This window comes from Allomesorhizobium camelthorni (assembly GCF_011045125.1).
GTDB classification, from domain to species: Bacteria; Pseudomonadota; Alphaproteobacteria; order Rhizobiales; family Rhizobiaceae; genus Allomesorhizobium; species Allomesorhizobium camelthorni.
Genome location: NZ_JAAKZF010000023.1, coordinates 50,510 through 74,039 on the forward strand (window position 1 = coordinate 50,510; position 23,530 = coordinate 74,039).

General features: G+C 63.3%; 20 protein-coding genes. 12 read left to right on the forward strand and 8 right to left on the reverse strand.

Annotated elements, in window-relative coordinates:
• Positions 1-106: 106 nt before the first annotated feature.
• Genes puuE through G6N73_RS17180 form a run of 5 tightly spaced genes read left to right on the forward strand, consistent with a single transcriptional unit; the run spans position 107 to position 4,213 of the window.
• Positions 107-1,540 (forward strand): allantoinase PuuE, encoded by a 1,434-nt coding sequence (gene puuE / locus G6N73_RS17160; protein ID WP_165029707.1) that lies wholly within the window; start codon positions 107-109, stop codon positions 1,538-1,540.
• 17 nt (positions 1,541-1,557) lie between these two features.
• Positions 1,558-2,250 carry a glutathione S-transferase family protein gene (locus G6N73_RS17165; RefSeq protein WP_165029710.1) on the forward strand — a complete coding sequence of 231 codons (693 nt, stop codon included), beginning with the start codon at positions 1,558-1,560 and terminating at the stop codon, positions 2,248-2,250.
• Between the two features lie 10 nt (positions 2,251-2,260).
• A complete protein-coding gene (locus G6N73_RS17170) occupies positions 2,261-3,109 on the forward strand; it encodes a bifunctional allantoicase/(S)-ureidoglycine aminohydrolase (protein ID WP_165029712.1) in 849 nt (282 codons plus the stop codon).
• A 10-nt stretch (positions 3,110-3,119) separates the two neighbouring features.
• Positions 3,120-3,623, forward strand: coding sequence for an ureidoglycolate lyase (locus G6N73_RS17175; protein WP_165029714.1), 504 nt, complete (start codon positions 3,120-3,122; stop codon positions 3,621-3,623).
• Positions 3,620-4,213, forward strand: coding sequence for a nucleoside deaminase (locus G6N73_RS17180; protein WP_165029716.1), 594 nt, complete (start codon positions 3,620-3,622; stop codon positions 4,211-4,213). Before G6N73_RS17175 ends, G6N73_RS17180 begins: the two co-directional genes overlap by 4 nt.
• A 14-nt stretch (positions 4,214-4,227) precedes the next feature.
• Here the strand turns inward: G6N73_RS17180 and G6N73_RS17185 are convergent, their stop codons facing one another.
• Together G6N73_RS17185 and G6N73_RS17190 are read right to left on the reverse strand one after the other, a co-directional pair.
• Positions 4,228-4,536 (reverse strand): BrnA antitoxin family protein, encoded by a 309-nt coding sequence (locus tag G6N73_RS17185; protein ID WP_165029718.1) that lies wholly within the window; start codon positions 4,534-4,536, stop codon positions 4,228-4,230.
• Positions 4,523-4,777, reverse strand: coding sequence for a BrnT family toxin (locus G6N73_RS17190; protein WP_165029768.1), 255 nt, complete (start codon positions 4,775-4,777; stop codon positions 4,523-4,525). Before G6N73_RS17190 ends, G6N73_RS17185 begins: the two co-directional genes overlap by 14 nt.
• A 206-nt stretch (positions 4,778-4,983) precedes the next feature.
• On the opposite strand from G6N73_RS17190, the gene G6N73_RS17195 reads away from it, so the two are divergent.
• From G6N73_RS17195 to G6N73_RS17225, 7 genes are all read left to right on the forward strand, one after another.
• The gene (locus G6N73_RS17195) at positions 4,984-6,990 is read left to right on the forward strand and encodes a CocE/NonD family hydrolase (RefSeq protein ID WP_165029720.1); all 2,007 of its coding nucleotides are present in this window, start codon (positions 4,984-4,986) and stop codon (positions 6,988-6,990) included.
• 152 nt (positions 6,991-7,142) lie between these two features.
• Complete coding sequence (locus tag G6N73_RS17200) at positions 7,143-8,732, forward strand: ABC transporter substrate-binding protein (RefSeq protein ID WP_165029722.1); 1,590 nt, start codon at positions 7,143-7,145, stop codon at positions 8,730-8,732.
• Positions 8,733-8,748: 16 nt separating this feature from the next.
• Positions 8,749-9,708, forward strand: coding sequence for an ABC transporter permease (locus tag G6N73_RS17205; protein ID WP_165029724.1), 960 nt, complete (start codon positions 8,749-8,751; stop codon positions 9,706-9,708).
• Between the two features lie 10 nt (positions 9,709-9,718).
• Entirely contained in the window at positions 9,719-10,543 is an 825-nt protein-coding gene (locus tag G6N73_RS17210; protein ID WP_343044653.1) for an ABC transporter permease, read from the forward strand.
• A complete protein-coding gene (locus G6N73_RS17215) occupies positions 10,543-12,204 on the forward strand; it encodes an ABC transporter ATP-binding protein (RefSeq protein WP_165029726.1) in 1,662 nt (553 codons plus the stop codon). The genes G6N73_RS17210 and G6N73_RS17215 overlap by 1 nt, the downstream gene beginning before the upstream one ends.
• 48 nt (positions 12,205-12,252) lie before the next feature.
• Positions 12,253-13,836, forward strand: a complete 1,584-nt coding sequence (locus G6N73_RS17220; RefSeq protein WP_165029728.1) for an ABC transporter substrate-binding protein — start codon at positions 12,253-12,255, stop codon at positions 13,834-13,836.
• A gap of 155 nt (positions 13,837-13,991) precedes the next feature.
• The gene (locus G6N73_RS17225) at positions 13,992-14,825 is read left to right on the forward strand and encodes an alkaline phosphatase family protein (RefSeq protein ID WP_165029730.1); all 834 of its coding nucleotides are present in this window, start codon (positions 13,992-13,994) and stop codon (positions 14,823-14,825) included.
• Between the two features lie 50 nt (positions 14,826-14,875).
• Here G6N73_RS17225 and eglC read toward each other — a convergent pair whose 3' ends face one another.
• From eglC to G6N73_RS17260, 6 genes are all read right to left on the reverse strand, one after another.
• On the reverse strand, positions 14,876-16,264 hold the full coding sequence (gene eglC, locus G6N73_RS17230) for an endo-1,3-1,4-beta-glycanase EglC (RefSeq protein WP_165029732.1): 1,389 nt from the start codon (positions 16,262-16,264) through the stop codon (positions 14,876-14,878).
• A 201-nt stretch (positions 16,265-16,465) separates the two neighbouring features.
• The gene (locus tag G6N73_RS17235; protein WP_165029734.1) at positions 16,466-17,407 is read right to left on the reverse strand and encodes an alpha/beta hydrolase; all 942 of its coding nucleotides are present in this window, start codon (positions 17,405-17,407) and stop codon (positions 16,466-16,468) included.
• A gap of 447 nt (positions 17,408-17,854) precedes the next feature.
• Positions 17,855-18,637, reverse strand: a complete 783-nt coding sequence (locus tag G6N73_RS17245) for a carnitinyl-CoA dehydratase (protein ID WP_165029736.1) — start codon at positions 18,635-18,637, stop codon at positions 17,855-17,857.
• Positions 18,634-20,928, reverse strand: a complete 2,295-nt coding sequence (locus G6N73_RS17250; protein WP_343044654.1) for an acetate--CoA ligase family protein — start codon at positions 20,926-20,928, stop codon at positions 18,634-18,636. The genes G6N73_RS17245 and G6N73_RS17250 overlap by 4 nt, the downstream gene beginning before the upstream one ends.
• Before the next feature lie 181 nt (positions 20,929-21,109).
• A complete protein-coding gene (locus G6N73_RS17255) occupies positions 21,110-22,273 on the reverse strand; it encodes an acyl-CoA dehydrogenase family protein (protein ID WP_165029738.1) in 1,164 nt (387 codons plus the stop codon).
• Between the two features lie 191 nt (positions 22,274-22,464).
• On the reverse strand, positions 22,465-23,529 hold the full coding sequence (locus G6N73_RS17260) for a carnitine 3-dehydrogenase (RefSeq protein ID WP_165029740.1): 1,065 nt from the start codon (positions 23,527-23,529) through the stop codon (positions 22,465-22,467).
• Position 23,530: the final 1 nt, after the last annotated feature.

Sequence of the window (23,530 nt, forward strand, 5' to 3'; positions counted from 1 at the left end):
AGCGGAACGCCACAAAAAGACTTTCAAAATTTTTCGGGGGAATGCCGGCCGATCCCGTCGACTATCTTGGATTGGCAGATCCAACAGGACTTGCGGCGAGGGATTGATGCGTTACCAGCGAGACATGCGCGGCTATGGGCAGAACCCGCCGGACCCGAAATGGCCGGGCGGCGCGCATATTGCGGTGCAGTTCGTGGTCAATTACGAGGAAGGCGGCGAGAACTGCATCCTCCACGGCGACGCCGCCTCAGAAGCCTTTCTGTCCGAGATCGTCGGCGCGGCGCCTTGGGCCGGGATGCGCCACTGGAACATGGAATCGATCTATGAATACGGCGCCCGCGCCGGCTTCTGGCGCCTGCACCGCATGTTCACCGAGGCCGAGATTCCGGTGACCGTCTATGGCGTCGCCACTGCCCTTGCCCGCTCGCCCGACCAGGTAACGGCCATGCAGGAGGCCGGCTGGGAAATCGCCTCGCACGGGCTGCGATGGATCGACTACCGCGACCATAAGATGGAGTACGAGCGCCGCGACCTGGAGGAGGCGATCCGGCTGCATGCGGAAGTCACCGGCGAGCGCCCGACGGGGCTTTATCTCGGCCGCACCTCGATCAATTCGGTGCGGCTCGCCGCGGCCGAGGGCGGCTTCGACTATGTGTCCGACACCTATGACGACGAGCTGCCCTACTGGCTCGATCACGACGGCCACGGCGGCGCGATCCCGCCGCAACTCATCATCCCCTACACGCTCGACGCCAACGACATGCGCTTCGCCACGCCGCAGGGCTTTAATTCCGGCGATCAGTTCTTCGTCTATCTGAAAGATTCCTTCGACACGCTCTACGAGGAGGGCAAAGCGGGCCGGCCGCGCATGATGAATATCGGGCTGCACTGCCGGCTCGTCGGCCGGCCCGGCCGTGCGGCGGCGCTGAAGCGCTTCATCGACTATGTGAAGGGTCACGACAAAATCTGGCTGACGCGGCGCATCGACATCGCCCGCCACTGGCGCGAGCACCACCCGTACCAGGCGCTGGCGCTGCGTCCTTCCCGCATGGATCGGGAAGACTTCGTCGAAAAATTCGGCGGCGTCTTCGAGCACTCGCCCTGGGTCGCCGAGCGCGCCTTCGAACTGGAGCTTGGCCCCGCGCATGACAGCGCCGGCGGCCTGCACAATGCGCTCTGCCGCGTCTTTCGGTCGGCGAGCGAGAGCGAGCGGCTCGGTGTGCTGAAAGCGCACCCCGATCTTGCCGGCAAGCTAGCGGCCGCAAAAAGACTAACCGCCGAATCAACGAGGGAGCAGGCTTCCGCCGGGCTGGACGCGCTCACCGACAAGGAGCGCGAGCTGTTCTCGAAGCTCAACGCGGCCTACGTCACCACCTTCGGCTTCCCCTTCATCATCGCCGTCAAAGGAAGGACCAAGGACGAGATACTGGCCGCTTTCGAAACCCGCATCGGCAACGATCGCGGCGTCGAATTCGCCACTGCATGCACGGAGGTGGAGCGCATCGCGCTTCTGCGCCTTGCCGACATCCTGCCTGATTGAACAAGACGAGCCACCCAATGTACGATCTCTATATCGGCAACAAAAATTACTCCTCCTGGTCGCTCAGGCCCTGGGTCCTGATGAAGACGCTCGGGATTTTGTTCTCCGAACACCTGATCCCCTTTCACGATCACGACGCATGGTCCGAGTATCGCCTATTGTCCCCCAATGGGATGGTTCCCCTGCTTGGGGACGGAAATATCTTGGTCTGGGATTCCCTTTCCATCGCCGAGTATCTGGCGGAGCGCCATGAGGGCGTCTGGCCCAGCGACCCCGCAGCGCGGGCCTTCGCCCGCTCAGCCGCCGCCGAGATGCACTCCGGCTTTCCCGCCCTGCGCAATATCTGCGGCATGAATATCGGCGTTCGAGTCAAACTTCACCAACAGCCGGACGCGCTGAAGGCCAATATCGCTCGCCTTTCCGTGCTCTGGAATGACGGAATCAGCCGCTTCGGCGGTCCTTTCCTCGCCGGCCCGTATTTTTCCGCCGCTGATGCTTTCTTCTGCCCCGTCGCTTTTCGCGTCCAGACCTACGGCCTGGAACTGGACGCCACCTCCGCCGCCTACGTGGCGCGGTTGCTGGGCTTGCCTGCCATGCGGGAGTGGTATGCCGGCGGCCTGGCGGAGACGTTCCGCGACTGGCCGCACGAGCACGAGATTGATGCGGTCGGCACAGTCACCGAAGACCTGCGCGCGCCGGCGAGCAATTAAGGAAACGAACATGACCGGCCGCACCTATTACGCGCCCCATGGCGGCCTGCCGCCGCAGACGGATCTGCTCACCGGCCGCGCCGTCTTCACCGCGGCCTACGCAGTCATTCCGAAAGGCGTGATGAGCGATATCGTGACCAGCTGCCTGCCATTCTGGGAGGAAACCAGGGCGTGGGTGCTGTCCCGGCCTTTGTCAGGTTTTGCGGAGACGTTTTCGCAATACATCATGGAGGTCGGCCCGGGCGGCGGCAGCGACCGGCCCGAACCGGACAGCGGCGCCGAAGCGGCGCTCTTCGTCGTGGAGGGCGAACTGACGGTCACCGTTGAAGGCCGCAAACAGTCGATGCGGCCTGGCGGCTTTGCATTCATCCCGCCGGCGAGCCGGTGGAGCGTTCGCAACGAAGGCTCAGTACCGGTCCGTTTCCACTGGATCCGCAAGGCCTACGACTTCGTCGACGGTATCGAAATTCCAGAAGCCTTCTTCGCCGATGAGGCCGCGATCGCGCCTACCCCGATGCCGGGCACCGACGGCAAATGGGCGACAACGCGCTTCGTCGACCCGGCCGACATGCGCCACGACATGCATGTCACAGTCGTCACCTTCGAGCCGGGCGCGGTGATCCCCTTCGCCGAAACGCATGTGATGGAGCACGGCCTATATGTGCTGGAGGGCAAGGCGGTCTACCGTCTCAACCAGGACTGGGTCGAGGTCGAGGCCGGCGACTACATGTGGCTGCGGGCCTTCTGTCCGCAGGCCTGCTACGCTGGCGGCCCCGGCAAGTTCCGCTATCTCCTCTACAAGGACGTCAACCGGCACATGAAGCTCGGCGCGCCGGGCGCCGCGAAACACTTCGGATAGGGATGTTCCCGTGAAAAAGATCCTTGCAGAGACGTTGACCCGCGAGGCCTTCGCCGAGTTCGGCGACGTGCTCGATATGGAAGGCGACAACCACTACCCGATCAATGGCGGCAAGGCCGAGCGCTACCACGACCTCGCCAGGGTGGAGGCCGAGGGACCGAATGCCCGCGTGCTGATCTCTATTGTTAAGAGCGCGCCCTACGTGTTTCCGCTGCGGCTAACCATGGTCGAGCGCCACCCCTTCGGCAGCCAGGCCTTCATGCCGCTCGCTCCCCGGCCGTTCGTCGTGGTGGTCTGCCATGACGGCGAAAACGGCCCCGGCGCGCCGCACGCCTTCGTCACCGAGCCTGGACAGGGCGTCAACTATCCGCGCAACACCTGGCATGGCGTGCTCACCCCGATCGACGAGCCGCAAGAGTTCCTGGTGGTCGACCGCGGCGGCGACGGCTCCAATCTCGAGGAGTTCTTCTTCGATGAGCCCTGGGAAATCCACTTGCCCGGAATGACGCTTTGAACGACGACGCCCTCATCGACCGCCTGCTCGACGTGATCGAGCACGACATCGTGCCCAAGACGGCCGAAGGCGTATCGCACGGCAACAAGCTTTTCGGCGCAGCTATCTTGCGGAAGAACGATCGCTCGCTGGTGCTCGCCGAGACCAACAACGAGATCGAAAACCCGCTCTGGCACGGCGAAATCCACGCGCTGAAACGCTTTTATGAGATGCCGCGCGAGAAGCGGCCGGACACCAGGGACTGCATCTTCCTGGCGACCCACGAGCCCTGCTCGCTCTGCCTCTCGGCGATCACCTGGACCGGTTTCGACAATTTCTTCTACCTGTTCAGCCACGAGGATTCGCGCGACAGCTTCGCCATCCCACACGATTTGAAAATCCTGAAAGAGGTCTTCACACTCGATCCGGGCGGCTACAATGCCGAGAACGCCTACTGGAAGAGCTATTCAATCCGCAAGCTGGTGCGCATTTTGCCCGAAGCCGACCGGGCTAGGCTGGAAGCGCGGATCACAAAAATCTACGCTCGCTACGACGCGCTTTCGGCCGAATACCAGGACAGGAAGATTGAGAACGACATTCCGCTGAATTGAAGGTTCCGACGCGATTAACCGAGCTTGGCGTTCTTCAAGACGTCATTGATCCGTGCCTGCCAGCCTTTGCCGGTCGCCTTGTACTTGGCGATGACATCCTGATCGAGACGGATAGAAACCACTTGCTTGGGCTTTTCCAGTTTTGGACGTCCGCGTGCCCGTTCAATCTTCTTGTACAGGTCGGGAAACACGTCCTTGAAAGGCCGCGCCTGTGCGAGTTCCCCGTCCGTGACGTCGGAGTCATCCGGGTCGGCAGCTATCTGCTTCTGAATTTCCGCTTCTTCCTCATCGGTAAGGGGGCGGATGCGGTTAGGATTGCCCATGTGCTTTCCTTTCCTTACGGCTGGCGCGGCGCATCGAAACCACCGAGATCGCTTCTAGCCCGAGCGGCTTGAAAATCACGGTGAGAACCATTCCACCGAATTCGCCGATCGCCTTAAGCCGCCCGACCTTGGCGGGGACGACTGTCGAAGCTGCGAAAAACTCAATGTCGAGATCGGCAAAGTCGAGCCCGCGATTTCTTAGGTTAGCAGTTCGCTTCGGCTCATCCCAGACGATCTTCAGGCAAGACTCCCGCGGCAGCGTTCTGCTGAACGATAAAAGTAATACAAAAAATCAGATCAGAATGCAAGTCCTCTAGCTGCGAGCGGGACTGCCGGAGTTGGGCCGCGATTGCTCCTCCGGACGCAAATGCGATGGGGCAGGACGCTAATCCGCATTGAACTTAAAGCCGTCTCCATGCCTGATACTGCCCGTCAGGAGTTTTTGGCATGAAGACCATCACGACCTTCCCCCGCAAAGTCATCGAATTTCCAGACATGGGCATCGTCATGCCGGATGGCTGCCGGCTGTCGGCCCGGGTATGGATGCCGGAGGACGCGGTGGAAAATCCGGTACCGGCGATCCTCGAACATCTGCCCTACCGCAAGCGCGACGGCACGACGGCGCGGGACAGTCTCACCCATCCCTATTTCGCCGGCCATGGCTATGCCTGCATACGCGTCGACATGCGCGGCAATGGCGACTCCGAAGGCCTGATGGAGGATGAGTACACCGAGCAGGAATTGCAGGATGCCTGCGATGTAATCGCCTGGGCTGCTTCGCAACCCTGGTGTTCGGGTACGGCCGGCATGATGGGCATCTCCTGGGGCGGGTTCAACGCGCTCCAGGTCGCCGCCAAGCAGCCGCCGGCGCTGAAGGCGATCATCACGCTTTGCTCCACCGACGACCGCTACGCCGACGACATCCACTACAAGGGCGGGCTGCTGCTCAACGAAAACCAGGGCTGGGGCGCGACCATGCTTGCCTATTCGTCGCGGCCGCCGGATCCCGTACTGGTCGGCGACAAATGGCGCGAGATGTGGCTTGAGCGGCTGGAAAACGAACCTTTCCTGCCCGCCGTATGGCTGAGACATCAGAACCGCGACGCCTACTGGAAGCGCGGCTCGGTCTGCAAGGATTTTTCGGCGATCAAGGCCGCCACGCTTGCCGTTGGCGGCTGGGGCGATGCCTACAAGAACGCCGTGTCCCGGCTCGTCGAAGGCATTTCCGCGCCGGCCAAGGGCATAATCGGGCCGTGGATTCACAAATACCCGCATTTCGCCGTGCCAAATCCGGCCATCGGCTTCCTGCAGGAGGCGCTGCGTTGGTGGGACCGCTGGCTGAAGGGCATTGAGACGGGCGTCGAGAACGACCCGGCGATGCGGCTTTACCTGATGGATTCAGCCCCGCCACGCGACTGGTACGAGGAGCGGCCGGGACGCTGGATCGCCGAGCAAAGCTGGCCTTCGCCCAGCATTACGGCGCGCCGGCTGCATCTCGGCGCCGGCGGCGTCCTCTTCGACAAGGCCGGCGTGCTTCCGACGATCCATATGTCCTCGCCGCAGGATTGCGGCATGGCCGGCGGCGAATACTGCGCCATCTGGCTCGGGCCGGAACTGCCGGGCGACCAGCGCATCGACGATGAGAAATCCGTCTGCTTCGACACCGCACCGCTCGGCGAGCAGACCGACATTGTCGGCGCGCCGGTGCTTCGCCTTAAACTGTCCGCCGACCGCCCGCGCGCCATGATCGCGGTCAGGCTATGCGACGTGCAGCCCGACGGCGCCTCCACACGCATCACCTACGGCGTGTTCAATCTCTGCCATCGCAGCGGCCACGAACATCCCAAAGATATAGTCCCCGGCGAGATCATGGAGGTCGCGCTGAGGCTGGACGACATCGCATACAGCGCAGCGCCGGGCAACCGCTTGCGGGTGGCAGTTTCGTCGACCTACTGGCCGCTGGTATGGCCGTCGCCGGAAATGGTTACGCTCACCCTGCACGAAGGCGTGCTCGAACTGCCGGTCCGGCCTTCCGGCGCGGGCGACGAGGTCTCATTCGAGGAGCCGGAGGCCGCCGCTCCCTGGCGCACCGAAACGCTGCGGCAAAGCTCCAACAGCCGCACCGTCGAGCGCGATTCCACCACCGGAAAGGTCTCGCTGAACATCGTCGACGATTTCGGCGAGAAGCGCGACAGCGACCATGGTCTGGTCACCGGTAGCATCGCCCGCGAAACCTGGACCATCGATCCGAACGATCCGCTTTCCGCCCATGGGCAAACCCGCTGGACGGAGAGCTTGTCGCGAAATGACTGGTCGGTCCGGACCGAGACGTTCACCACCATGCACTCCGACGCAGAGAATTTCCACCTGACCGGGCGAATCGAAGCCTATGAGGGGGAAAAGCTGGTGTTCTCGCGCGATTTCGAGGCGAAAATCCGCCGTGATCACATCTGAGCCCCAGACACGGTTGGTCCAGAAGCGACATACCATTTACGCCACGTCATGTCGCATTCTGCCTTGCGCCAGCGGCGATGTTGCGGCCAATATTCAACTCACAAAAAATACAAAAATGATGTCGGCAAAACCGCCTGAGTGAGGAACTACAAATGTCCAACGAACTCGATTTCCTGAGCCGTCGTGTCGCCGCCGGCAAGATGAACCGCCGCGATTTTCTCGGCCGCGCCGCCGCACTCGGCGTCACCGCCAGCTTCGCCAATTCGCTGCTTGCCTCCGCCGCCCGCGCGGCCGGCCCGGTCAAGGGCGGCATCCTCAAGGCCGGCCTCGTGGGCGGTGAATCCACCAACAGCCTCGACCCCGCTCTGTTCATGACGCAGGTCCCCTTTTCTTTCGGCAAGCAGTGGGGCGAGATGATCGTCGAGTTGTCGCCTGATGGCGCGCTCGAATACCGGATCGCGGAGGAGATCGGCTCGTCAGACGACGCCAAAGTGTGGACGCTGAAGATCCGCGACGGCATCGAGTTCCACAACGGCAAGACCGTGACTGCAGAGGACGTGGCCGCCACGTTGGAGCGCCATTCCGACGAAGGTTCCAAATCGGGCGCCCTCGGCTACATGAAGGGCATCGACTCGATCAAGGTCAACGGCAAGGAAGTGGTCCTGACGCTGAAGGAGGCCAATGCCGACCTCCCCTACCTGCTGTCGGACTACCACCTCATCGTCCAGCCAAATGGTGGTAAGGACGGTGCGGATGCTGGCATCTCCGCAGGGCCCTACAAGGTCACGGTCAACGAACCCGGCATCCGCCATGGCGGCGAACGCTTCGCCAACTACTGGCAGGCCGACAAGATGGGCCATGCTGACCAGGTCGAAATCATCGTCATCAACGACGCCACCGCCCGCACCTCGGCGCTCCAGGGCGGCCAGGTCCATATGATCAACCGCGTCGAGCCAAAGATCGTCGACCTCATCAAGCGCGTGCCCGGCGTCACGATCCGCAACCATTCGGGTCCCGGCCACTACGTCTTCATCATGCATTGCAACACCGCGCCATTCGACAACAACGATCTGCGAATGGCGCTGAAACTCGCGATGGACCGCGAGGAGATGCTCGACAAGATCCTGCGCGGCTACGGCTCGCTCGGCAATGATTTCCCGATCAACGCGTCCTATCCGCTGTTTTCCGACGATATCGAGCAGCGCAAGTTCGACCCCGACAAGGCCGCCTTCCACTACAAGAAGTCCGGCCACAGCGGATCGGTCCTGCTGCGCACTTCCGACGTCGCCTTCCCCGGCGCCGTCGACGCTGCCCAGCTCTACCAGCAAAGCTGCGCCAAGGCCGGCATCACCATCGAGGTCAAGCGCGAGCCCGGCGACGGCTACTGGTCGGAAGTCTGGAACAAGCAGCCGTTCTGCACGTCCTACTGGGGCGGCCGCTCGACCCAGGACCAGATGTATTCGACGGCCTATATCTCGACCGCCGACTGGAACGACACGCGATTCCTGCGCGAGGATTTCGACAAGATGGTGTTCGCCGCCCGCGCCGAACTCGATAACGACAAGCGCAAGGCGATGTATCGCGACATGGCGATGATCGTGCGCGACGAAGGCGGTCTCATCCTGCCGATGTTCAACCAGTTCATCGATGCGACCGGCCCAAAGGTCGGCGGCTGGATCGAAGATCCGCATCAGGAATTGATGAACGGCTACGCGCTGTCGAAGTGCTGGCTCGAGGCTTGAGTCCGGCCTTGCGGAGATGTCGTCACCCATCCTGACACTGGTGGCCCAGCGCATCGCGCTGGGCCTGCTACTGCTTCTGGCCGTTTCGGTCCTGATCTTCGCCGGCACGCAGATCCTGCCCGGCGACGTCGCCCAATCCATTCTCGGCCAGTCGGCGACGCCGGCCTCGCTCGCCAATCTGCGTGAGGAACTCGGCCTCAACGACCCGGCCTATATCCGCTATTTCAGATGGCTCGGCGGCGTCGTGACCGGCGATCTCGGCACGGCGCTGTCCAGCCGCCAGGACATCGCGACATCGATCGGCGGAAGGCTGTGGAACACGCTGTTCCTCGCCTTCTGGGCCGCCGTCGTTTCCGTCCCACTGGCGATCATCCTCGGCCTGCTCGCCGTGCGCTACCGCAACGGCTTCGTCGACAAGCTGATCTCCGGCCTGGCTCTCGCCTCGACCTCGCTGCCGGAATTCTTCATCGGCTATCTCCTGGTCTATTTCTTCGCCGTGAAGATGCAGTGGTTCCCGGGCATTTCCACCGTCTATGACGGCATGCCGTTCGGCGAGCGGATGGCCGCAATCGCCCTGCCGGCCACCGCACTGACGCTGGTCGTTCTCGCCCACATGATGCGCATGACCCGCGCGGCGATCCTCAACGTCATGCAGTCGGCCTATGTCGAGACCGCCGAACTCAAGGGCCTGTCGGCGTTCGACGTCATCCGCAAGCACGCTTTCCCGAACGCCATTGCGCCGATCATCAACGTCGTCATGCTCAACCTTGCCTTCCTGATCGTCGGCGTCGTCGTGGTCGAGGTCATCTTCGTCTATCCCGGCATGGGCCAGTATCTCGTCGACCACGTCTCGAAGCGCGACGTACCGGTGGTGCAGGCCGTCGGGCTGATTTTCGCCGCCGTCTATATCGGCCTCAACATCATCGCCGACATTGCCGCGATCATCGCCAATCCGCGGCTCAGGCATCCAAAGTGAGGGCGGCGCGGTGCTCGACATAAAACGTATTCCGCTCGGCGCCCTGCTCGGCCTGTTCTTCACCGCGCTGTTCCTGATCGCCGCAATCTTCGCGCAGTGGATCGCGCCGTTCGGGCTCGGCGAGATCGTCGGCAATGTCTGGGAACCGGCGTCGGCGCAATATTGGCTCGGCACTGACAATCTCGGCCGCGATCTTCTGTCGCGCATCATCTACGGCGCGCAGACGACCATCTTCATCGCAGTCCTGGCGACGGCGCTGTCGTTCTCGCTGGGCTCGATCCTCGGCTTCACCGCGGCCGTCGTCGGCGGATGGTTCGACACGTTGATGTCGCGCTTCGTCGATCTGCTGATGGCCATCCCCACCCTGATCTTCGGCCTCGTCGTGCTGTCGGTCCTGCCCTCGACCCTGGTCACCCTTATCCTGGTCATGGGCATTCTCGATTCCACTCGCGTCTATCGCCTGTCTCGCGCTGTCGCGGCCGACATCAACGTCATGGATTTCGTCGAGGCGGCCAAGCTGCGCGGCGAAGGCCGCGGCTGGATCATCTTTCGTGAGATCCTGCCCAATGCCTTGTCGCCGCTGGTTTCCGAGCTTGGCCTGCGCTTCATCTACGCCGTGCTGTTCCTGTCGGCGCTGTCCTTCCTCGGCCTCGGTGTCCAGCCGCCGGCCGCCGATTGGGGCGGCATGGTCAAGGAAAACAAGGACGGCATCGTCTTCGGCATTCCGGCAGCGTTGATCCCCGCTGCTGCGATCGCCGCTCTGGCGATCTCGGTCAACCTGGTCGCCGACTGGATCCTGAACCGTACGACGAGCCTCAAGGGAGGGCGCGCCTGATGGCCAAGGCTGGGACGAAAGAAAAGCCGGAAATCCTGCTCGACATCCGCAACCTCCGGATCGAGGCAAGGGTGTTTCCGCCCGGCGAAGCGCCTAGGGACATCACGATCGTCGACGACGTGTCGCTGACGCTGAAACGCGGCAAGGTGCTCGGCCTGATCGGCGAATCCGGCGCCGGCAAATCGACCATCGGCCTCTCCTCCATGGGCTATGGCCGCGGCGGCTGCCGTATCACCGGCGGCGAGGTCATCCTCAACGGCCGCGACGTACTGAAGGGCGGCAAGCAAGGGTTCCGCAAGCTGCGCGGCCGCGAGGTCTGCTACGTCGCGCAGTCCGCAGCGGCCGCCTTCAACCCGGCGCATCGTCTAATGGATCAGGTGGTCGAGGCGGCATTGCTGCACGGCGTCGCGAGCCGGGCTGAAGCCGAAAAGCGCGCCATAGCCCTGTTCAAGAAGCTCAGCCTGCCCGACCCGCAAAACATCGGCAAGCGCTTTCCGCATCAGGTTTCGGGCGGCCAGCTGCAGCGCGTCATGACGGCGATGGCGCTGTGCTCCGAGCCCGACATGATCGTCTTCGACGAGCCGACGACGGCGCTCGACGTGACGACGCAGATCGACGTTCTCGCTGCCATCAAGGACGCCATCCGCGACACGGGCGTCGCGGCGCTCTACATCACCCACGATCTCGCCGTGGTGGCCCAGGTCGCCGACGAGATCATGGTGCTGCGCCATGGCAAGCTGGTCGAATGGGGCGGAACCCGCCAGATCATCAAGGAACCGAGGCAGGACTACACCAGGGCGCTGGTGTCGGTGCATCAGATCGAGCACCAGGAGAAGAAGCCCGGCACAAAGCCCTTCCTGTCGGTGAAGAACGTCACCGCCACCTATGGCGGCGGCGTGGTGAAGGTGCTGAAGAACGTCACCGTCGACATTTTCCCTGGCCAGACGCTTGCGGTGGTCGGCGAGTCCGGCTCCGGCAAATCCACTTTGGCCCGAGCCATCACCGGCCTGCTGCCGCCGATGGAAGGCAGCATAACATTCTCCGGGCGAAAGCTCGCCAACCGCCTCGCCGACCGCACCAAGGAAGACCTGCGCCAGTTGCAGATGATCTACCAGATGGCCGACGTCGCCATGAACCCGCGCCAAACCGTGGGCACCATCATCGGCCGGCCGCTGGAGTTCTATTTCGGCATGCGCGGCAAGGAGCGCGACCGGCGCGTCACCGAACTGCTCGAGAAGATCGAGATGGGCAAGGGTTTCATCGACCGCTACCCGGCCGAACTGTCCGGGGGCCAGAAGCAGCGCGTTTGCATTGCCCGCGCGCTCGCCGCCAAGCCGACGCTCATCATCTGCGACGAGGTGACCTCGGCCCTCGATCCGCTCGTCGCCCACGGCATCCTCAACCTGCTCCTCGACCTGCAGCAGGAGGAAGGCGTCGCCTACCTCTTCATCACCCACGACCTGGCGACCGTCAAATCCATCGCCGATTCCATCGCGGTCATGTACCGCGGCGAAGTCGTCCGCTACGGCGCGAAATCCGAAGTACTTAGGCCACCCTTCGACGCCTACACCGACCTGCTCCTGTCATCGGTCCCGGAGATGGAAATCGGCTGGCTGGAGAAGGCGATCAAGGGAAGGCGGATGGAGAGCGCGGGGAATTGATTGTCCTCGGCTCTCGGTCCGTGAAGTCTCAAGTCCAACGGAGAAGACATGCCCAGTGAACTCGAATATCTGAGCGGGCGCATTGCCGCCGGCAAACTGAGTCGCCGCGACTTTCTCGGACGCGCTGCCGCGCTCGGCGTAAGCGCCGCCTTCGCAAATTCGCTTCTTGCGAATTCAGCCTGCGCTCAGACGCCCGTCAAGGGCGGCATTCTCAAGGCCGGCATGCAGGGCGGCGCGGCGACGGACAGCCTCGACCCGGCAGCCTGGTCAAGCCAGGTCCCCTATTTCTTCGGACGTCAATGGGGCGAGCAGCTCGTCCAGATGTCGCCCGAGGGCGACGTGAAGCCGGCGCTCGCCGAGGAATGGGACGCATCGGACGACGCCAGGGTATGGACCTTCAAGATCCGCAAGGGCGTGCAGTTCCACAACGGCAAGGAGATGACGCCGGCCGACGTGCTGGCGACCATGGAGCGGCATTCGGACAAGGAATCCAAGTCCGGCGCGCTCGGCATCATGGGGGGTATCGACGCGGTCAAGGTCGATGGCGATACGGTCGTGTTCACGCTGAAGGAACCTAACGCCGACCTGCCTTTCCTGCTCGACGACTATCACCTGATGATCCAGCCGAACGGCGGCAAGGACAATCCGGCCGAAGGTATCGGCACCGGGCCCTACAAGGTCACGGTCAACGAGGCCGGCGTGCGGCTTGGCGGCGAGAAATTTGCCGGCTACTGGCGCGATGACCGCGGCTTCGCCGACCAGATCGAGATCGTCATTATCAATGACGCGACAGCGCGCACGTCTGCGCTGCAGAGCGGTCAGGTCCATATGATCAACCGGGTCGAGCCGAAGATCGTCGAGCTGATCAAGCGCGTGCCCGGCGTCACCATCCAGAACGTCGCCGGCAAGGGCCACTACGTCTTCATCATGCATTGCAACACCGCGCCGTTCGACAACAACGATCTGCGCCTGGCACTGAAATACGCCATCGACCGCGACGAGATGGTGCAGAAGATTCTGCAAGGCTACGGCTCGGTCGGCAACGATACGCCGATCAACAAGTCCTACCCGCTGTTCACCGCAATGGAGCAGCGCACCTACGATCCGGACAAGGCAGCCTTCCACTACAAGAAATCCGGTCACAGTGGCTCTGTCCTGCTGCGCACTTCAGACGTCGCCTTCCCGGGCGCCGTTGACGCAACGCAGCTCTATCAGCAGAGCGCGGCCAAAGCCGGCATCACCATCGAGGTCAAGCGCGAGCCGGGTGACGGCTACTGGGCCGAGGTCTGGAACAAACAGCCCTTCTCGGCTTCCTACTGGGGCGGCCGTCCGACCCAGGATCAGATGTATTCGACGGCCTACTATTCCAAGGCTGATTGGAACGATACCCGTTTCTTCAATGAAGGCTTCGACAAGATGCTGTTTGCGGCGCGTTCCGAACTCGACGCCGAGAAGCGCAAGAAGATCTACGCCGACATGGGCCATTTGGTGCGCGACGAGGGTGGGGTCATCACGCCGATGTTCAACGATTTCATCGACGCGACCGGGCCGCAGGTCGGCGGCTGGACGCCCGACGGCAACCAGGAGATGATGGGCGGCTATGCGCTGTCCAAATGCTGGCTGGTCGGCTGAAGCCTGGACTTTGTTCCGGCGACGGACTGCTTCACTCCAAGCGGTCCCCCGCCGGCTGGTTCAAGGTTCGGACCCCTAGGTCATATGAGGTCGCCGGCAAACCGAACTGACCTGCGCCGAACTCGAACAATGGGCAGATCGAGTTGAACGACGACATGAACACCAAACTCCTCCTCATCGTCCTCGACGGCCTGCCGTGGCGCAACTGGCGCAAGTTCATGGGCAACCTCGAGGGCTGGGTGCAGTCGGGCGAGGCGCGCGTCTGGAAGATGCGCTCCGTCCTGCCCTCCACCTCGGCCTCCTGCTACGCCTCGATTCACACCGGCGTGCCGCCGCAAGTGCATGGCGTGGTGTCGAACGAGACGCTGTTTCGTGTCGCGCAGCCGGACATCTTTTCCGAGGTGACGAAGGCCGGCGGCAGGACCGGCGCGGTGACGCATTCCTTCTGGTCGATCTTCTTCAACCGCGCGCCCTTCGATCTGGTGCGCGATATCGAATATGACGAGCCGGAAGGGCCGATCACGCATGGCCGCTTCCACACCATGACCGGCTACAATCACAAGAACCAGATGACGCCGAGCGACATCGATCTGTTCGCCACGCTGACCATGCTGGCCGAGCGGCACGGCATCGACTACGGCATCCTGCACACCTGCACGCTGGATTCGATGGGTCACCGCTACGGCCATGATTGCGGCGAGATGGATCAGGCGCTGTTTGCCATGGACGCCATGCTGGCGCCGTTCCTGCCGCGGTGGCTGAAGGCCGGCTACGAGGTGATCGTGACGGCCGACCACGGCCAGACTGCTCGCGGCCACCATGGCGGCCATGACGACGAGATGCAGGATTTCGCGCTCTACTATTTCGGCAGGGGCGCGGGACCGAACGAGGATGTTCTGCTCGACCAGCTGCAGCTGGCGCCGACAGTGCTTTCACGCCTAGGCGTCCGCATCCCGGAAACAATGCGGGCGAGACCTTTCCTGGACTGAACGGTCATTCAGCGCCCGCCGCCCGAGCGGCGGGCGCTGATCTTTGGGTCTCAGGCGAGCCAATCCAGCTCGTAGGCGCGGATGTAGTCGATCTGCATTTCGGCGGGCGTGGCCAGCCCGTCGGCCGGCTCACCGGCCACGCCTCCCACGGCCAGATTGGCCAGCATGTACATGGGTTGGTGCATATCGTCCGGCGTGTCGGTCCGGAAAACCTCGACATCGTCGAAATACCAGACGAGTTCCTCTTCGGTCCAAAGCACGCCGTAGGTATGAAAACCTTCGGTGTCGGACACATTAACCGCCGAGGACACCGTCGTGCGGCTTCCCGTCTCGTTCGAATGCAACGACACCTGGATAGTCTCGGGATTCTGTCCGCGCATTTCCACGATATCGACTTCGGGCGGCCAGGACCCGTCCGCCGGCAGCAGCCAGAAGGCCGGCCAGGTTCCGTGATTGTCCGGCATGTCGGCGCGCATCTCGAAATAGCCGTAGGTCTGCGAGAAGGACTCGTAGGTGGTAATCAGCCCGGACGTGTATTGGTAATTGTTGATCTCGGGCCTGATTGCTTCCGGCGCCCGCGCGGCGGTGATTGTGAGCACGCCATCATCGATGCTGAACGGGTTGACGGAACTCGTCGGGCCGTAATCGTGATCGATATACCATTGCCTCTCGCCATTTTCCGCCAGCGTGCTTCCGTTCGGCTGCCCCCACCAGAAATTCGAGTCCCAGGTGCCGCTCGCGCCGTCCCACAGGCTGAGCGTGTCGAATTCGTCCGAGAATGACAGGCGCATCTCCGATTTATCGAGGTTGAGCTTGAACTGCGCCGCGTGGAACTCATCGACGCTGGTGTTGGCGAAAACCAGGATCTCGCCGTCGCCGAGATCGAGCCGCGTATCGGCGCCGGTCTGGGTCATGTTCGACCGCACGGCGTCGAACGAGATGAACCCGTAGTCTTCGAGGCGTACCTGATCCTGGGCTCCGAAATCGAGGATCAGGTCGCTTCCGTTGCCTTCCGAGACGATGAAGATGTCCGCGCCCGATCCGCCCTTCAGCACGTCGTCGCCCGCACCGCCGTCGAGCGTCTGCCGGCCGGAACCGCCGGCGATTATGTTGTCGCCCGAATTTCCGAAGGCGTAGCGCCCGTCGCCGGTTACGATGAGGTTTTCGAAATTTTCAGGGAGCGTGTAGCTCATCCACGTATTGATGGTATCCACGCCTTCGCCGGCTCTTTCGAAGGCGCTGTTGCGGGCCGAATAGAGATAGTAAATGTCATCGCCCAATCCCGCCGACATGACCACGTTTACGGAACTGTCGCCCCACATCGAATCATTGCTGGAGCTGCCGTAAAGCCGCGGACCGGAATTTGTCGCCGAGAAGTGATTGACGGAAGATCCGCTATAGGGAAGGGGAACGCCTTTGGCGTTGAGTACGGTAGCCATACGGCCTCCTGTTCCTGCGTTTTATCCTCCCCGCAGCAGGCTAGCATCCATGTCCCACCGGGGCGACCGGGTTCGCGTTAACGTTGTGCAACACCGGGTTAACTGATTTGCTCTCCGCCCGTCGATTTGCGCTTGCCATTTGCATCGGCGTCGTCATCAGGACGCGTGAAAATGGTGCGGCGCAGGGTACCCTGGAAACGCTCACCACGCCCACTCGCCCTTGCCGAGCACGGTTACCGCCTCGATGATCCGGCCAAAGCTGGCGCGGGCCCGTGAAATCATATGCCGCCCGCGCAGATAGCCGTGCACGAGCCCCGGCTCCTCATGCCACCAGGCCCTGCCTCCGGCCGCAACTACGCGGCTGCCATAGGCCTCGCCGTCAGAGGACAGCGGGTCGCATTCGGCGGTCACGATCACGGTCGGCGGCAGATTGGCGAAATCGGCATCGGCGAGCGGCGCGAGCGTGATGTCGCCGGTGCGGTCGATACCGCCGGTGCGGATATTTTTGTAGAATTCCAGGTCGCGCACGGTCAGCATGGGCGCCTCGGCATGGGTGATATAGGAACCCTTCGAAGCGTCGCCGCCGAGCCCCGGATAGATCAGCACCTGCCCGACCGGGTGGCGCTTGTGGCCGCGCGTCGCGTGGCTGACCGCGGCTGCAAGATTGCCGCCGGCCGAATCGCCGCAAAGCAGGATCGGCCGCTTGTAGGCAGTCGTCGCCCAGTCGAACGCCGCCAGCGCATCGTCGAATGCGGCCGGGTGAACGTGCTCTGGCGCGAGGCGATAATCGACCGAGACCACCTCGTAACCGCTGCCGGCGCACAATTCGGCGCAGATGTCGTCATGGCTGTCGAGCCCACCGAGGATAAAACCGCCGCCGTGAAAATAGAGCACCATGGCCGAGGATTCCGGCGCGGCGGTGCGGTAGGTGCGGATCGGAATGGCATGCGCCGGCGTGCTGATCGTCGAATCCTCGACCGTCACGCCTTCCGGATAACCGGCATGGAAGGCGCGGCACATGCGGTCATAGATCTCGCGCTGCTCGTCGATTGTGTAGTCGACGGTATCGGGCGGATAATAGGAATTGGTGCGCTCGATGAACGCCCAGGTCTCCGCGTCGATCAGTTTTTCGTAGTCGGTCATGGCGATCGTTTGCCGACTCCCTTGCGCTTCAGTTGCGGCCGCCGACCTGTCTTCGAACTGGCGCGCCCTACGAGTTCGAAAATCGGTCGATCACCCAAAGCCATGTTCCGTCACCCTGGCGGCGGGCGACTTCGGCACTGACGCTGCCGTCGGGAAAACGTGTAGAGGTAAGCGCCAGGTCTCCACTGACGACGGCGGGGCGTTGCTCCCCGAACTGGAACTGGCGCCCCTGATGCGATGATCTCCGCAAAGAAGGTGCGGATTGCATCCTTGCCCTCGGTCAAGCCGTCGCCGCTGTCGATGATGGCGCCGGGTTCATAGAGCGCCACCATTCCATCCAGATCTCCGACCCTCTGCCGAGTGACCAGAAAGCGCTCAAGATCCTGCAGATCGCGAGCCGGCTCAGTTCATCAGCCACGGCGAGTTCCTCTCGAAAACGATGGCGGCCTATCTGCCCTTCCACACTGGATCCCGCTTTTCGGCAAACGCGCGAAAGCCTTCCTGGTTGTCCTCCGACGCATATAATTCGTCCACCGTGCGGAATTTTCGCTTGGTGATCCAGTTCATCGCGTCCTGGAATTCCATTGCCTCGGCGCGCCGCGCGACCTCCTTGATCGCGGCGAAAACCAGCGGCGGCCCGCCGGCGAGCACGCGCGCAATCTCCCAGACCCGGTCCTCCAGCTTGTCCTTCGGCAGCATTTCGTTGACCAGCCCCCAGCGATGCGCCTCCGCCACATCCATCCAGCGCCCGGTGAGCAGGAGGTCCATGGCGACATGATACGGAATGCGCTTCGGCAGCTTCACCGTTGCGGCGTCGGCCAGCGTGCCGGCGCGGATTTCCGGAAGCGCGAAGCTCGAATGATCCGAGGCATAGATCAGGTCGCACGACAGCGCGAGCTCGAAACCGCCGCCGACCGCCATGCCGTTGACGCAGGCGATCACCGGCTTGTTCATGTCGCGCAATTCCTGCAGGCCGCCGAAGCCGCCAACGCCGTAGTCGCCGTCGACCGCGTCGCCGCCGGCCGCCGCCTTCAAATCCCAGCCTGCGCAGAAGAATTTGTCGCCCGCGGTTTTCACGATGGCGACGCGCAGGTCCGTGTCGTCGCGAAACGCCTGGAAGGTCTCGCCCATGAGGCGGGACGTCTGCAGGTCGATGGCGTTGGCCTTCGGCCGGTCCAGCGTGACCTCGAAAATGCCGCCCTCGCGGCGCGTGGTGATTACTTCGGTCATGGGTTTTCTCCCTTGGCGTCAGCGTGCGCGACTCCCTCCCCGTTGCGGGGAGGGTGGCCCGGAGGGCCGGGTGGGGGTGGCGCAGAATACTGTGTCGGTGAAGAACCGAGCGCTTCGTCTCCACCCCCCTCCGTCGCCTCCGGCGACACCTCCCCCGCAAGGGGGGAGGAGGGCGCTTTCCGCATCACCATCAGCGCATCGGCAATCCACGCGCCCTGCCCTTCCCGGCAAACGATAAGCGGGTTGATATCCATCTCCTCGACCCTATCAGCGTTCTCCAGCACAAACGCCGCAATGCCCAGAATAGCCTCGATCGCGGCATCGAGATCGGCCTTCGGCCGGCCGCGATAGCCATCCAGCAGCGGAAACAGTTTCAGCCCGCGCAGTTCGGTTTCGATGTCATCCCGCGTCGCCGGCAGCATCAGCGTGGCGGAGTCCTTCAGAAGCTCGACCAGCACGCCGCCCGTGCCGACGGTCATCACCGGGCCGAACATCGGGTCCCGCGTGAAACCGACGATCAACTCGGCGACCGCGCCCTGGACCATGCGCTCGATGTAAAGCTCGTCGCCGAGCGGCAGCAGCGCCGCCGCGGCGGCCCGCACCTCTTCGGCGGATTTCAAATTGAGCCTGACTGCGCCCAGCTCGCTCTTGTGGGCAACCCCCAGCGCTTTCAGCGCAACCGGCAAGCCGAGCGCGTCGGTGGCGACAACCGCCTCCGCCACGGCTCCGGCGCGCTGGCCCTTCGGGACCGGCAGGCTTGCTTTGGCGAGCAGGGTTTTGGCCTCGGCTTCGTCCAGCGCGCAAGTGTCGCCCTCCCCCTTGAGGGAAGGGGTTAGGGGTGTCTTGGCGCCGATACCCCCACCCGCGCCTTCGGCGCGACCTCCCCTCAAGGGGGAGGTAGAAGGCCGCTTCCACGCCTCCCCTATAAACGCCGCCGCCTCGGCTGCTTCCATCGCTTCGACTATGCCATGCAACGGCACGATGCCGCGCCGGAAAAGCTTGGCGGCATGCTCTTCCGGCAGGTTTTCCAGCATCGAAGCGACGATCGCGCCGCGCGCGCCATTGGCCTTCAGGGCCGCCTCGAATGCCCGCACCGTCGGCCACCAGTCGGCGTCGGAGCAACGGTCAGTACGCGGGAAATCGAGCACCAGCATATTGAGGTCAAACCCTCCCGAGACCATCGCCGTGAAGGTCTCGGCCATCGCCGGTTCGTTGTTCCAGATGAAGGTGTGGTAGTCGAGCGGATTGGCGACCGCCACCAGCGGGCCGAGCGTCGATTTCACATGCGCCCGGTGCGCCTCGGTAAGAGCTGGGAAACGGACTTTCCGCCCCTCCGCGGTGTCGGCCATCACGGATGCTTCGCCACCGGAACAGCTCATCGAGGAAAGCGTGTAGCCGGAAAGCGGGCCGCCGGCATGAAGCAGCTTCAGCGTTTCGAGGAAGGACGGGATCGAACCGACCCGCGCAATGCCTAGCCGCTTGAGGAAGGCTTCGGACGCGGCGTCGGACCCGGCGAGCGAGGCGGTGTGCGAGATGGTGGCGGCTCGCGCCTGCTCGGAACGGCCGACCTTCATCGCCACGATCGGCTTCTTCAGCTCCCGCGCCCTCGCCGCCAGCCGCTCGAAACCAGCTGCCGAATCGAAGCCTTCAATGTGCAGCCCGAGGCAGGAGACACGGTCGTCCTCGATCAGCCCGAGCGCCATCTCGGACAGCCCGGTCTGCGCCTGGTTGCCGGCCGTCATCAGGAAGGCGATCGGCAGGCCGCGCTTCTGCATGGTGAGGTTGCAGGCAATGTTGGACGACTGCGTGATGATCGCCGCACCGCGCGTACCCGCCTCCAGCCGCTGTCCGCCATGCTGGTCCGGCCACAGCAGCGCCCCGTCGGCATAGTTGATCAGGCCGTAGCAGTTGGGACCGATGACCGGCATGTCGCCCGCGGCTACGACCAGTTCCGTCTGCAGCCGCTCGCCGTCCTCGTCGTCCGCGCCGGCCTCCCGGAAGCCCGCGGCGAAGCAGATGGCGCCGCCCGCCCGGCGCGCCGCAAGCTCGCGCACGACATCGATGGTGGCGAAACGGTTGACGCCGATGAACACGGCATCCGGAGAGCCCGGCAGGTCGGCGACCGAGCGGTAGGCCCTCACGCCCTCGATCTCGTCCTTCTTCGGATGCACCGGCCAGATGTCACCGGGAAAGCCCATCTTCAGCGATTGCCTGACGACATTGATGGCGAAAGCGCCGCCGCCGATCACGGCGATGGATTTCGGGCGCAGCAGGCGTTCAAGACGGTTCACCGATTTGCTCCCGCCGCAAATGCCCCCTCCACCACGCTTCGCGTGGTCCCCCTCCCCCGCTTCGCAGGGGAGGATCCGAGGTCACGGCCGGCCGCAGCGTGGATCCTCCCCCGTTTACGGGGGAGGGGGACCGCCGAAGGCGGTGGAGGGGGCAGTCCCAAGTCCATTCGCAGTCGCGCCATCATCCCCCCACCGCCCTGAGCATCGCCCTTGAAATGATATGCCGCTGGATCTCGCTCGTGCCTTCCCATATCCGCTCCACGCGCGCGTCGCGCCAGATGCGCTCCAGCGGCAGGTCGTCCATCAGGCCCATGCCGCCATGGATCTGGATGGCCTCGTCAGCAACGAAGGCCAGCATTTCCGTAGCCTTGAGCTTGGCCATCGCCATGTCCTGGTCGGTCACAGTGCCCTGGTCGTATTTCCAGCCGGCCTCGAACACCATCAAGTCGGCCGCCTTCAGTTCAGTCGCCATGTCGGCGAGCTTGAACGACACGCCTTGGAACTTGCCGATCTGCTGGCCGAACTGCTCGCGGCTTGCGGCATATTCGATGGCGTGGCCGAGCGCGCGTTCGGCGCGGCCGAGACAAGTTGCTGCAACCTGCAGCCGCGTCGCGCCGAGCCACGAATTGGCGACCTCGAAGCCCTTGTGGACCTCGCCGAGCACCTGTTCCTTGGGCAGACGGCAATTGTCGAATTCGAGGATCGAATTCGTATAGCCGCGGTGCGAGACGTTGCGGTAGCCGTCGCGCACGGTGAAGCCCGGCGTGCCCTTGTCGACGAAGAAGGCGGTGATCTTCTTGCGCTTGCCGCGCGGCGAATCTTCTTCCCCCGACGCCATGAATACGATGGCGAAATCCGCGATGTCGGCGTGGGAGATAAAATGCTTGGTGCCGTTGAGCACCCAGTCGCCGCCGTCCTGAACGGCGGTCGCCTTCATGCCGCGCAGATCGGATCCCGCGCCCGGTTCGGTCATCGCCAGGCAGTCGGATTTCTCGCCGCGGATGCACGGAAACAGATATTTCTCGCGCTGCTCCGGCGTTCCGGCGAGCAGGATGTTCGACGGCCGCGCCACGCAGGTCCAGTGCAGCGCATAATTGGCGCGGCCAAGCTCCTTTTCGTAGAGCAGCCATGTCACCGTATCGAGCCCGGCGCCGCCGACGTCCTCCGGCATATTGGCGGCATAAAGCCCGGCCTCAATCGCCTTTGCCTTCAGCTCATCGATCAGTTCCCGGCGCAGAACGCCGGTGCGCTCGACCTCGGCCTCATGCGGATAGAGTTCGTTCTCGACGAAGGCCCGCGTGGTGTCGACGATCAGCCGCTGTTCTTCCGTTAGGCCGAAATCCATGTTCACATCACCTGTTGCAGGGTTTGGTCGTGCGTCCTTCGACAAGCTCAGGATGAGGACTGTGGGTGCTTAAGATCAGGCAGGTCTGCACCAACCTTAATCTGCAAGGCCAGCACCCACCTCAATATTGCAAGCCCGCCAGCACACAACGGTCCTCATCCTGAGCTTGTCGAAGGACGCACGACACCGCCTCAGCCCTTCTTCTTTTTCTTCGGCTTCCCAGCCTTGGCCTTCTCCGCAGCCTTCGACGCCGGTTTCTTCGCCAGCTTTGCCAACCGCTTCGTATAGTCGTTGTGCAGCGCGCCGGCGCCCCAGCCCTTGCCCTTGTTCTGCTTGCCCAGCGCGTCCATGATCGCGACCAGATTGTCGTCGCGGATTTTTTCGAGCTCGCGGATCGACAGGCCATGCGCCTGCTCGTCCGATTGCGTGGCAATCAGGTCGACCAGTTCGTCATTAAATTCCGGCACGTCCATCAGCTTGGTCCACGGCCATTTCAGGCACGGCCCGAACTGCGCCATGAAGTGGCGCATGCCGGCTTCGCCGCCTGCGACGCGATAGACCTGGAACATCCCCATCTGCGCCCAGCGCAGGCCGAAGGAATAGCGCATGATGTCGTCGAGTTCCTCGACGGTGCAGATGCCGTCCTTGATCAGCCACAGCGCCTCGCGCCATGCCGCCTCGAGCAGGCGGTCGCCGACGAAGGCCTCGATCTCCTTGCGGATCACCACCGGCTTCATGCCGATCGAGGCGTACATTTCCTTGGCGACATCGATCGCCTCCGGCAGCGTATCCTTGCCGCCGACAATTTCGACCAGCGGCAGCAGATAGACCGGGTTGAACGGATGGCCGACGACCAGCCGCTCCGGATATTTCATCGCGGTCTGCATGTCGGACGGTTTGATGCCGGAGGTGGATGAACCGACGATGGCGTTGGCCGGCGCGTGGGCGTCAATCTCGGCCAGCACCTTGTGCTTCAGGTCCAGCCGCTCCGGCACGCTCTCCTGGATGAAGTCGGCATCCCTGACAGCCTCGGCGATGGTGTTGGCGAAGGTCAGCTTTCCCTCTTTCGGCAACCCATCCGGCAGCATCTGCCTGTAGGCGCGGCGCGCACCCTTCATCACCTCGCCGACCTTTCGCGATGCCTCCGGATCGGGATCGAAGATCGAAACGTCGATGCCGTTGAGCAGCAGCCGCGCCACCCACCCCGCGCCGATGACCCCACCGCCGATCGCCGCGGCCTTTCCAATGACGCTCATG